Here is an 11287-nt window from a genome sequence, read left to right as displayed (position 1 = left end):
TCGACGCTTTATTTTTTCTTTTTTTCATGTCCGCCACCTCCCCGCTGCGCATCGCGCTCGTCTGCAACACGGCCTGGGCGATCTACACGTATCGCCACGGGCTGATCCGCGCGCTCGTCGCGCGCGGCGCCGACGTCATCGTGATCGCACCGCACGACCGCACGGTGCCCCTGCTCGAGCAGATGGGCTGCCGCTACGTGGCGCTCGCGGTCGCGTCGAAAGGCACGAGCCCGCGCGAGGATCTCGGCACGCTTGCCGCACTGTTCCGTCATTACCGCGCGCTGCAGCCCGATCTCGTGTTTCACTACACGATCAAGCCGAACATCTACGGCTCGGTCGCCGCGTGGCTCGCGCGCGTGCCGTCGATCGCGGTGACGACCGGGCTCGGTTACGTCTTCATCCAGAAGAGCCGCGCGGCGAGCGTCGCGAAGCGCCTGTACCGGTTCGCGTTCCGCTTCCCGCGTGAAGTGTGGTTCCTGAACCGCGACGATCTCGCCACCTTCACCGACGAGCAGTTGCTCGCGCATCCCGATCGCGCGCGGCTGCTGCACGGCGAAGGCGTCGATCTCGAACAGTTCGCGCCGGTGCCGCTGCCGGCCGGCAGCGCCCCCGTCTTCATCCTGATCGGCCGCCTGCTGTGGGACAAGGGCGTGCGCGAATACGTGGAGGCCGCGCGTGTCGTGCGCGAGCGCTTCCCGAACGCGCGCTTCCAGCTGCTCGGGCCGCTCGGCGTCGACAATCCGAGCGCGATCGGCCGCGCGGATGTCGATGCGTGGGTCGGCGAAGGCGTCGTCGAGTATCTCGGCGAAGCGCACGACGTGCGCCCCCATATCGCGGCGGCCGACTGCGTCGTGCTGCCGTCGTACCGCGAAGGCGTGCCGCGCACGCTGATGGAAGCATCGGCGATGGGGCGCCCGATCGTCGCGACCGACGTGCCGGGCTGCCGCGACGTCGTCGCCGACGGCGACACGGGCTTCCTGTGCCGCGCACGCGACAGCGCGAGCCTCGCGGAGCAGCTGCTCCGCATGATCGAACTCGGAACGGCCGGACGCGACGCGATGGGCGCGCGCGGCCGGCAGAAGGTCGTGGCGGAATTCGACGAACAGCAGGTCGTCGAACGCTACCGGCGAACCATCCATTCGCTAACCGGCATCACCCTCTGAAGGAGCGCATCTGCAATGACCGCTAAAGGCACCATCCTCGTTACCGGCGGTGCGGGCTACATCGGCTCGCACACGGCCGTCGAGTTGCTCGACAACGGCTACGATGTCGTGATCGTCGACAACCTCGTCAACAGCAAGGCCGAATCCGTGCGCCGCATCGAGCGGATCACCGGCAAGACGCCCGCGTTCCATCAGGTCGACGTGTGCGACGAAGCCGCGCTCGCCAAGGTGTTCGACGCGCATCCGATCACCGGCACGATTCATTTCGCGGCGCTCAAGGCCGTCGGCGAATCGGTCGAGAAGCCGCTCGAGTACTACCAGAACAACCTCGGCGGCCTGCTCGCCGTGCTCAAGGTAATGCGCGAGCGCAACGTGAAGCAGTTCGTGTTCAGCTCGTCCGCGACCGTGTACGGCGTGCCCGAGCGCTCGCCGATCGACGAGTCGTTCCCGCTGTCCGCGACGAATCCTTACGGCCAGTCGAAGCTGATCGCCGAGCAGATCCTGCGCGATCTCGAGGTGTCGGACCCGACGTGGCGCATCGCGACGCTGCGCTACTTCAACCCGGTCGGCGCGCATGCGAGCGGGCTGATCGGCGAGGATCCGGCCGGCATCCCGAACAACCTGATGCCGTATGTCGCGCAGGTTGCCGTCGGCAAGCTGGAAAAACTGCGCGTGTTCGGCTCCGACTACCCGACGCCGGACGGCACGGGCGTGCGCGACTACATCCACGTCGTCGATCTCGCGAAGGGGCATATCGCCGCGCTCGACGCGCTCGCGAAACGCGACGCGAGCTTCGTCGTGAACCTCGGCACGGGCCAGGGCTACAGCGTGCTGGAAGTCGTGCGCGCGTTCGAGAAGGCATCGGGCCGCCCGGTGCCGTACGAACTCGTCGCGCGCCGCCCGGGCGACATCGCCGAGTGCTACGCGAACCCGCAGGCCGCGGCCGACATCATCGGCTGGCGCGCGACGCTCGGCATCGAGGAAATGTGTGTCGACCACTGGCGATGGCAGGAGGGGAACCCGCGCGGTTTTGTATAATCCGCTGTCCATTTTTCGAGCGATCCCATGCTCAGCTTCGCGTCCGGCTTCATCGTCTCCCTGCTCGTCACGCTGTTCATCGTGCGCTACGCGCACCTTCACGAGAAATTCTCGGTCGACAGCGACCTGGCCGGCGTGCAGAAATTCCACGTGCGGCCCGTGCCGCGCGTGGGGGGCATCGGGATCCTCGCCGGGGTCGTCGTGGCCGCGCTGATTCTGTCCCGGCACTATCCGACGATCGCGGGCAGTATTCTCGGCATCGCGGCCTGCGGGCTGCCGGCGTTTCTGTCCGGCCTCGTCGAGGACCTGACCAAACGCGTGTCGCCGCGCGCGCGGCTGCTCTGCACGATGGGCGCGGCCGCGCTCGCGTTCTGGCTGATGGGTATCGCGGTCACGCGCATCAGCGTGCCGCCGCTCGACTTCCTGCTCCACTACGCGGCCATTTCGGCGTTCATCACCGTGCTCGCGGTCGCGGCGCTCGCGAACGCGGTCAACATCATCGACGGCTTCAACGGGCTCGCGTCGATGGTCAGCTTCATGATGTTCGCATCGCTCGCTTACGTGGCGTTCCAGGTCCGCGACCCGGTCGTCATGTCCGCGTCGATCATCATGATGGGTGCCGTGCTCGGCTTCTTCCTGTGGAATTTCCCGGCCGGGCTGATCTTCCTCGGCGACGGCGGCGCGTATTTCATCGGCTTCATGCTCGCGGAACTCGCGATCATGCTCGTGATGCGCAACCGCGAAGTGTCGGCCTGGTACCCGGTGCTGCTGTTCATGTACCCGATCTTCGAGACCTGCTTCTCGATCTACCGGAAGAAATTCATTCGCGGGATGTCGCCGGGGATTCCGGACGGCGTGCACCTGCACATGCTCGTGTACAAGCGGCTGATGCGCTGGGCCGTCGGCACGAAACACGCGCACGACCTCACGCGCCGCAATTCGCTGACGTCGCCGTACCTGTGGCTGCTGTGTCTCGTCGCGGTGATACCCGCGACGCTGTTCTGGCGGCACACGGTGCACCTGTTCGTGTTCGTCTTGCTGTTCGCGCTGACCTACGTGTGGCTGTATCTCAGCATCGTGCGGTTCCGCGTGCCGCGGTGGATGGTGGTGAGGAAGGAGCGGCGCAGCCACTGAAACGGCCTGCCGGCTTCATCAAAAAAACGCCCCACGGGGCGTTTTTTTCGTCATTGCCATGCGGTTCGAACCGCCGCCCGGCCAAGTTACCCGTTCGATACGACGCGCACCGACGGCACGCTCTGCAGCGTCGGGGTAACGGCCGTTTGGTATTCCGGCACCCAGCGCCGCAGGTCTCGCCGCACTTCGTCATCGGGCAGGACACGATGCTGCATCAGCCACGGCAGCAGCTCATCGAGGAAATTGTCCGGTACTTCCCGCGCACGCGCGATCCGCAGCTTCGGATGCGGAGTGCGCGTCGTCGCCTCGTCGTCCGCGAGCAGCTCCTCGTAGAGCTTCTCGCCGGGCCGCAGCCCGGTGAACTCGATCTGGATCTGATCTTCCGAGAAACCGTACAGGCGGATCAGGTCGCATGCGAGATCGACGATCTTCACCGGCTCGCCCATGTCGAGAATGAAGATCTCTCCGCCGTGCCCCATGCTCGACGCCTGCAGCACGAGTTGCGACGCCTCGGGGATCGTCATGAAGAAGCGTGTGATCTCCGGATGCGTGACCGTCACCGGGCCGCCCTTCGCGATCTGCTGCTGGAACTTCGGAATCACGCTGCCCGCGCTGCCCAGCACGTTGCCGAAACGCACGGTTTCGAACTGGGTGCGCCCGCTCGTCTGCTGCAACGCCTGGCAGGCCATTTCCGCGAGGCGCTTGCTCGCGCCCATCACGTTGGTCGGATTGACCGCCTTGTCGGTCGAGATCAGCACGAAGTGACGGACGTCGTGGCGGATCGCCGCACGGGCCACGCGATACGTGCCGAGCACGTTGTTGCGCAGCGCCTGCCATGCGTTGTGCTCCTCCATCAGCGGCACGTGCTTGTAGGCCGCCGCATGGAACACGATATGCGGTACGTGGCGGGACATCACCTGATCGAGCAGCAGGGAATCCTTCGCGTCGCCGATGATCGGCACGACCGGCTGATCGGGGAAGCGCTCGCGCAGTTCCTCGGTCAAGCGGTACATCGCGTACTCGGACAGGTCGAACGCGACGAGTTGCGCCGGCGCGAAACGCAGGATCTGCCGGCACAGCTCGGAACCGATCGAGCCGCCAGCGCCCGTCACCATCACGACACGACCGCGAAGCAGCGCCTCGACGTGCGGCGTGTCGATCGTCACGGCGTCGCGGCCGAGCAGATCCTCGAGGTCGATCTCGCGGATCTGGGACAGGAAGCCCTGCCCCGGCATCAGTGCGGTCAGCGACGGCAGCACCATCACTTTCAAGCCGGCGCGCACGCAGAGGGTCGCCGTCCGGCGCTGCACCTCGACCGACGCGGACGGAATCGCCACGATCGCGTATTCGATCTTCAGTGCCTCGGTCCAGTGCGCGACGTCGTCGAGCGAGCCGAGCACCTTGTAGCCATAGATTTCGCGGCCCTGCTTCGTCTTGTCGTCATCCAGCAGGCCGACGAGACGCCATTCGCCCGAGCGCGACAATTCGCGCGCCAGGTTCGCGCCTGCCGTGCCCGCGCCGATCACGAGCACCGGCTTGCCCTGCCCGACGAGGCCGCCGTACAGGTAAAACTCCTTCATCGCGCGATACAGCGCACGAGCGCCGCCCATCATCAGGAACAGCATCAGCGGGGAGACCAGCAGCACGGAACGCGGGATGATCGGCGACGGCTGGAACATCACGGCGCCGATCATCACAATCACGCCGCCGCCCGCAAGCGCCTTCGAAATCCGCACCAGGTCCGGCAGGCTCGCGAACACCCACAGTCCGCGATACAGGCCGAACAGGTGGAACGTCAGCGCATAGACGGGAAGCACCCAGGCGAGCGCAGTCAGCGAGCCCCTCAGGAAATCGGGCGGAACGCTACCGTTGAAGCGAACGAGATAGGCGAACAACCACGCGACGACAACCGCCAGCAGATCGAACAGGAAAGCACTGAGTGACAGCCATGATGCTTTGGATCGCAACATCGGCGAGAGACCTCACGAATTGTTATCAATGACCGTCCGCAGCCGGCGCCAGCGCATGTCGATCGCCACGCCGATACACATCAGCACGCCATACCACGCCAGGAACACCAACCATTGCAGCAGGACAGGACGACCGAGCGCCCAGAAAGCGACGACGATGCCCAGGAGCATGATGAGGTACCAATAAACGGCAGTACGCTCGTGACTCATGCCGGAACGCACCATCCTCTGATAATAGTGCTCCCGGTGCGCTTGCCAGAACTTTTCTCCGCGTAACAAACGTCTCAGAAGCGTTACAGATGCATCGGCAATAAACGGAGCGAACACCGCCGCCGGAAACCAGACCGGCCAAATGCCACCGTGCCAGCCCCAATAGCCGAGCGCGCCGGCCATGAATCCGAGAGGGATCGAACCTGCGTCGCCAAGAAACAGTCGCGCCGGATGGAAGTTCAGCAGCAAAAAGCCGAACGCGGCCCCCGCGATCGCCCCGCCCGCGACGACGAGATCCGGGGACGGTTGCGCGCCGGACAGTGCCGCAACGGCGTAGGCTCCGAAGCCGAACAGCGCCATGCCGCCGGCGAGGCCGTCCGCTCCGTCCATGAAATTGTAGAGATTGGTCAGCCAGACCATCGCGAAACCAATCCCCACGAGCAGCCACCATGGGGCGGCGGCCGGGTAGATGACGATCAGCGCCACGACCGCGGTCAAATGCGCCGCAAACCGCACACGAGCGGGTAGCCCGCGCCGATCGTCGAGCTGCGACAAGGCCGCCAGCCCCGCCGCCGCCACGGCGATGAACCACATCTGTGGCGCGAGCCACAGCAATGCGACAACGCAGACCGGCACGATGCCCCAGCCACCGACGCGCGGCGTCGGGCGCGTATGCAGCGAGCGCTCATTTGGGATGTCGGTGGCAAGTCGCCACGCCAGTCCGGTGGCGAGCAGCACGCGCAGGATCGTCGTCGTGGCGACGGCCGCGCCCGTTGCCACTGCTACCGCGGCAAACCACGTGTTAATCGTGAAGTGCATGTTGCCTATTTCTGTAAGTGGCGCGAACGATACCATGCGGCCGTCGCCTCGAGGCCCTGCCGCGTCGTATAGGGCGGATGCCAATTCAGTACCCGCCTCAAGCGCCCCGTGTCGAGCTGCAGGCTGCCCGTCAGGCGATCGACGACGGCGCTTCGACCGGTCAGCCGACCGAGCGCGCGCAACGCACCTGCCGGCACCGGGAACAGCCTTGCCGGCTTGCCGAGCGCGTCACCGACCATCCGCAGCAATCCGGCAACCGAGGGCGCATCGTCGTCAGCGACGTGGAAGCACTCGCCCGCCGCACGCGGATCGATTGCGCAGTGCAGCAGGGCATCGGCAAGGTTGTCGACATAGACAACGCTGCGACGAGCAGGAATCGCGGCCAATGGCAATGGCGCACCGCGGAATACGGCATCCATCATCCGGAGGAAATTGGCGCGTACCCCCGGCCCGTAGACGAGCGGCGGACGGACGACGACGACTTCGAGACCGGCCTCACCGAGCCGGGCCAGTTGCTGCTCGGCACGCAGCTTCGAGCGCCCGTATGCATCCTGCGGGTCCGGGACGGCATCCTCCGCGAGCGGTACGCCCGCGTCGCCCTCGCCGACTACCTTGATGCTGCTCGCGAAGACGAACCGGCGCACACCATGCATGCGCGCGGCATCGGCAACCCGCAACGTGCCCGCTACGTTGGTCGCATCGAAGGCGGCGTCCGGATCGGAGGATTTGTCGTGCATCACGTGTACCCGCGCGGCCAGATGGATCACGCAATCGGCCTGCAAATCATCGGGCCACGCACCAGCGACTCCCTCGAAGTCAGGTGCGTCGTGCACCCACTCTCGCACGCCCTCGATACACCCACCCGGCCGGCGCACCAGCGCCGTGACGGTATGCCCCGCCGCCAGCGCAAGTCGGCACACAGCGTGGCCGACGAAACCGTTCGCACCGGTTACGACAATGCGGCTCACCACAACCTCCAGCCGAACCGGCTATAGAACTTCAGCGCGGACACTGCGAACATCCGAATGTGCGCGAAGCCCTTGCGCGAGGCGCCTCCGCCGTGGTGAATCACGCGGATGGACGGGACATAGGCGACACGCGCGACATTGTGGGTGCGCAAGCTCAAGTCATAGTCCTCGAAATACAGGAAATAACGAGGGTCAAAGCCCCCTAGCGTCTTCAGCACGTTCGTTCGAAACAGCATGAAACAACCGCTGATGATTGGGGGATCCCAGACGACGGACATGCCGTCGATGGTATCGCGCATTTCATAGCGGGCAAGTCGCTTCCGGAACGGCCGTCTGGCCCAGGTCGGCAAGAAGCCGCGAACCAGCAGGTCGACGATCGACGGAAACCGGCGACAGAGATACTGAAACCCGCCTGCTCCGTCCCCGACCCAGGGAGCGATCAAGCCTGTATCGGCGTGCGATTTGAAAAACGTACGGGCCAACACCAATGCCTGCGGATCCAGATCGATATCCGGATTCAGGATCAAGTGCAACGACCCGCTGGAATGCTCGATCGCAAGATTGTGGCCACGCCCGTAACCGACGTTGCCATGCCCCGTCAATATTCGGCATGCCACGCCTTGCGTGCTGAGCCGGTCGACCGCCCCCGAAATGTCGCAGAGTCCGCCGTTGTCGACCAGGAACAGCTCGACGGGGTATTCAGGTGAAACCACCCGCAGGTTCTCGCACGCTGCGCCGAGGCTGTCGAGCGTCTGCCGCAGCTGCGCGATATCGGGGCGGTATACGACCAGGGAAATGGAGAGACCATCGACGTCATCGGACTGACGTTGTGGGGCGCTTATGACATTCATCCGGAATTCGGCTAAGCGCTTGACTGCAGCAAGCGCGATGGGTTGGCTGGCCCGTCTGGGAGACAGCGGGCTTACTCATTTGTCAGGCGTGCAGGGAATGCCTGCCGCGTGCTCGCGATACGGGTGCAATTCTAACTGCTCGCACCCTTGCCGGACGCGCCCGTCCCGGGACGCCGTGCAATGCCGCTGCCCTCGATCCGTGCCGGCCCAACGCGTTCGGCCCTGATCGGCGACCAGGGCGAGCCACGGCCGGACGGGTTCCAGCACGAGATACGCCCCCTTCCAGGACGCGCCTCTCTCGCGGCGTCGAATGCCGTATCTCATAAACACCAGGAGGCCTGAGCATGTCAATCCCCCGCCGGACGCCTAGTTGTTAAAAGATGTGAAAACATTAACATCTATTGCGCGTCATCGGCATTCCGGCGATCATGCTTGGTTTCCATGGGCGAGCCGTCGTCAGTCGGTACCGGTCCGGTCTCAACCCAGCGTCACCAAGCGCCGCCAATCAAGGCAGAGAGCGCTTCAGTCCAGGGCTGGACGGATGGCCTGCATTAGAATACGTTGCGGGCGATGGCACCTTGTTTGCCCGATCGCTCAGGATTGAAGTCGGGAGCACATTGAAACGTCGCGGCCAACTGGATTGCCGCCTTTTTCAGACTCACGACACCCCGCAACAATGGCTGCGCCACGTGGGCGAGGGGTTGGGGGCTCCATCACCGATCCGAATGCAACGACACGCAACTTGATGAATCCGAACTCGAAGCACCCGGCATCGCCGATGGCGATCGCCCGTAGCATTTACCGTAATCGCGGACTGATTCTGCAAATGACTCAACGCGAGGTCGTCGGGCGCTATCGCGGGTCAGCAATGGGTCTTGCGTGGTCGTTCTTCAATCCCGTGCTGATGCTCGTCGTCTACACCTTCTTCTTCTCCGTCATCTTCAAGTCGCGGTGGGGTACCACGAGCGACGACAAGGCAAGCTTCGCGATCGTCCTGTTCGTCGGCCTGATCCTCCACAGCCTGCTGGCAGAGTGCATCAACCGGGCGCCGACGTTGATCCTTGCAAACGTCAACTACGTCAAGAAGGTTATTTTCCCGCTCGAGATACTGCCGGTGGTCGCGCTCGCGTCAGCGCTGTTCCACAGCGCGATCAGCCTGCTGGTCCTGATCATCGCCGAGTGCATCCTTATCCACTCGCTGCCCTGGACCGCCATCCTGTTCCCCGTCGTCATGCTGCCGCTGATCGTCGGCTCACTGGGGCTCGCATGGTTTCTGTCGGCTTTGGGCGTCTACATTCGAGACATTTCGCAGATTACCGGTGTCATCACGTCAGTGCTGATGTTCCTGTCGCCGGTTTTCTACCCCGTGTCGAATCTGCCGCCACAGTATCGATCGTGGATCGAACTCAACCCCCTTACGTTCATCATCGAAGAGGGACGCAACACGCTGATCTTCGGGCACCCCCCCGACTGGACGAACTGGTTAACCTGCATGATCGCATCGCTGCTTCTCGCGTGGTTCGGATTCTGGTGGTTCCAGCGGACCCGAAAGGGATTCGCAGACGTCCTGTAATCCATGCCAGCGCGCTCGCCTGCCGCCTTGCATCAGTGGCAGTTGCCGTGCACGCGGATAGATCGCCGACCGATCGGATCATGACGCGATAGAGCAATCACCGGAGATATTCTGCACATGTCGACGCAGCCCCAAATAGTTCCCACCATCCTGTGTGGCGGCGCAGGCTCTCGCCTGTGGCCCGTTTCGCGCGAATCCCATCCGAAGCCGTTCATCCGCCTCGAAGATGGCGAGAGCCTGCTGCAAAAGGCATTCAAGCGCGGCGCCCAGCTTCCGGGCGTCACCGAAGTCGTGACCGTCACGAATCGCGAGTTGTACTTCAAGACGAGCGACGAATTCAGCACCGTCAATACCGGGCATCTGTCGACGTCGTTCATCCTCGAGCCGTTCGGCCGCAATACGGCCGTCGCGATCGCCGCCGCCGCGCTGCGTGTTGCCGCAACGCTCGGCGAAAATGCAATCCTGCTGGTGCTTCCCGCGGACCACCTCGTGACAGACGATGCCGCCTTCGCGACCGCCGTCCAGGAAGCTGCCGCCTTGGCGCTCAAGGGTGCGCTGGTCACCTTCGGCATCACGCCGACGTTTGCGGAAACCGCATACGGATACATCGAGGCAGACGGCACGCGGGTCAAGCGATTCGTGGAAAAGCCGACGGTGGACGTGGCCAGGCAATACGTCGAGTCGGGATCGTTCCTGTGGAACTCCGGCATGTTCTGCTTTACCGCCGCATTCCTGCTGGCGGAAATGGCAAAACATTGCCCCGACGTGCTCGAAGCCACGCGTGCATGCATCGCGCAGTCTCGTCAGTCGGAAGGCGGCGGCGTTTCATTGGTCGAACTGAACGGTGACCTGCTGAATCGCACACCCGATATTTCGATCGACTACGCGCTGATGGAGCGCTCCGACAAGGTTGAGGTCGTGCGCTGCGATATCGGCTGGAGTGACATCGGTTCGTGGAATGCGCTCGGCGACCTGTTGAAGCCGGACGACCACGGCAATCGTGTGGACGGCGAAGCGCTGCTCCACGATGTCAGCAATTGCTACATCCGTAGCGACAACCGGCTGGTCGGCGCCGTAGGCGTCAAGGACCTCCTGGTCGTCGACACCCCCGACGCACTCCTCATTGCCGATCGCAATCGCGCGCAAGACGTTCGGCACGTCTACGCGGCCCTCAAGTCGCAAGGCCACGAAACCTTCCGGGTACATCGAACGGTAGGCCGTCCGTGGGGCATGTATACGGTTCTCGAAGAAAGCACCCGCTTCAAGATCAAGCGAATCGAGGTCAAACCGGGCGCAAGCCTCAGCCTGCAGTTGCATCATCATCGCAGCGAACACTGGATCGTGGTGAGCGGCATGGCCCTCGTCGTCAACAACGACGAGGAGTTTTACCTGCGCACCAATGAATCGACCTATATCCCGGCCGGACACAAGCACCGTCTGACCAATCCGGGCGTCGTCGACCTCGTGATGATCGAAGTCCAGAGCGGCGACTACCTCGGCGAAGACGACATCGTCCGCTTCGACGACAACTACGGTCGAAGCTAGCCTTCTGCCATCGCGC

At 64.0% G+C, this 11287-nt stretch carries 9 protein-coding genes; 5 read left to right on the top strand and 4 right to left on the bottom strand.

Features of this window, described 5'->3' with window-relative positions; genetic code table 11:
• Positions 1-26 precede the first annotated feature (26 nt).
• From ABY44_RS30915 to ABY44_RS30905, 3 genes are read left to right on the top strand one after another with little or no spacing between them, the layout of a single operon-like run.
• The gene (locus ABY44_RS30915) at positions 27-1163 is read left to right on the top strand and encodes a glycosyltransferase family 4 protein (RefSeq protein WP_059695949.1); all 1137 of its coding nucleotides are present in this window, start codon (positions 27-29) and stop codon (positions 1161-1163) included.
• A gap of 15 nt (positions 1164-1178) precedes the next feature.
• Positions 1179-2201 (top strand): UDP-glucose 4-epimerase GalE, encoded by a 1023-nt coding sequence (gene galE, locus ABY44_RS30910; protein WP_027788178.1) that lies wholly within the window; start codon positions 1179-1181, stop codon positions 2199-2201.
• 27 nt (positions 2202-2228) lie between these two features.
• On the top strand, positions 2229-3335 hold the full coding sequence (locus ABY44_RS30905) for an MraY family glycosyltransferase (RefSeq protein ID WP_027788179.1): 1107 nt from the start codon (positions 2229-2231) through the stop codon (positions 3333-3335).
• 86 nt (positions 3336-3421) lie between these two features.
• On the opposite strand, the gene ABY44_RS30900 is transcribed toward ABY44_RS30905, so the two are convergent.
• From ABY44_RS30900 to ABY44_RS30885, 4 genes are read right to left on the bottom strand one after another with little or no spacing between them, the layout of a single operon-like run.
• Positions 3422-5305 (bottom strand): polysaccharide biosynthesis protein, encoded by a 1884-nt coding sequence (locus ABY44_RS30900; RefSeq protein WP_027788180.1) that lies wholly within the window; start codon positions 5303-5305, stop codon positions 3422-3424.
• A 12-nt stretch (positions 5306-5317) separates the two neighbouring features.
• Positions 5318-6334 (bottom strand): MraY family glycosyltransferase, encoded by a 1017-nt coding sequence (locus ABY44_RS30895; protein WP_176113580.1) that lies wholly within the window; start codon positions 6332-6334, stop codon positions 5318-5320.
• Positions 6335-6339: 5 nt separating this feature from the next.
• Positions 6340-7302: a UDP-glucose 4-epimerase family protein gene (locus ABY44_RS30890; RefSeq protein WP_059695994.1), complete on the bottom strand. Its 963-nt coding sequence runs from the start codon at positions 7300-7302 to the stop codon at positions 6340-6342.
• On the bottom strand, positions 7299-8153 hold the full coding sequence (locus ABY44_RS30885) for a glycosyltransferase family 2 protein (protein WP_060372249.1): 855 nt from the start codon (positions 8151-8153) through the stop codon (positions 7299-7301). The genes ABY44_RS30890 and ABY44_RS30885 overlap by 4 nt, the downstream gene beginning before the upstream one ends.
• Before the next feature lie 745 nt (positions 8154-8898).
• On the opposite strand from ABY44_RS30885, the gene ABY44_RS30880 reads away from it, so the two are divergent.
• A complete protein-coding gene (locus ABY44_RS30880) occupies positions 8899-9726 on the top strand; it encodes an ABC transporter permease (RefSeq protein WP_027788184.1) in 828 nt (275 codons plus the stop codon).
• A gap of 117 nt (positions 9727-9843) precedes the next feature.
• On the top strand, positions 9844-11271 hold the full coding sequence (locus ABY44_RS30875) for a mannose-1-phosphate guanylyltransferase/mannose-6-phosphate isomerase (protein ID WP_059695955.1): 1428 nt from the start codon (positions 9844-9846) through the stop codon (positions 11269-11271).
• Positions 11272-11287: the final 16 nt, after the last annotated feature.

The sequence above is a fragment of the Burkholderia sp. ZZQ-2 genome (assembly GCF_050768715.1).
GTDB classification, from domain to species: Bacteria; Pseudomonadota; Gammaproteobacteria; order Burkholderiales; family Burkholderiaceae; genus Burkholderia; species Burkholderia cepacia.
The sequence above is the reverse complement of the archived record's forward strand: the minus strand, read 5'-3'. Positions and strand labels throughout refer to the sequence as shown.

Coding starts and splice junctions, on each gene's coding strand:
- ABY44_RS30915 (WP_059695949.1), top strand. CDS start 27: ATGTCCGCCACCTCCCCGCTGCGCATCGCGCTCGTCTGCAACACGGCC.
- galE (WP_027788178.1), top strand. CDS start 1,179: ATGACCGCTAAAGGCACCATCCTCGTTACCGGCGGTGCGGGCTACATC.
- ABY44_RS30905 (WP_027788179.1), top strand. CDS start 2,229: ATGCTCAGCTTCGCGTCCGGCTTCATCGTCTCCCTGCTCGTCACGCTG.
- ABY44_RS30900 (WP_027788180.1), bottom strand. CDS start 5,305: ATGTTGCGATCCAAAGCATCATGGCTGTCACTCAGTGCTTTCCTGTTC.
- ABY44_RS30895 (WP_176113580.1), bottom strand. CDS start 6,334: ATGCACTTCACGATTAACACGTGGTTTGCCGCGGTAGCAGTGGCAACG.
- ABY44_RS30885 (WP_060372249.1), bottom strand. CDS start 8,153: ATGAATGTCATAAGCGCCCCACAACGTCAGTCCGATGACGTCGATGGT.
- ABY44_RS30880 (WP_027788184.1), top strand. CDS start 8,899: ATGAATCCGAACTCGAAGCACCCGGCATCGCCGATGGCGATCGCCCGT.
- ABY44_RS30875 (WP_059695955.1), top strand. CDS start 9,844: ATGTCGACGCAGCCCCAAATAGTTCCCACCATCCTGTGTGGCGGCGCA.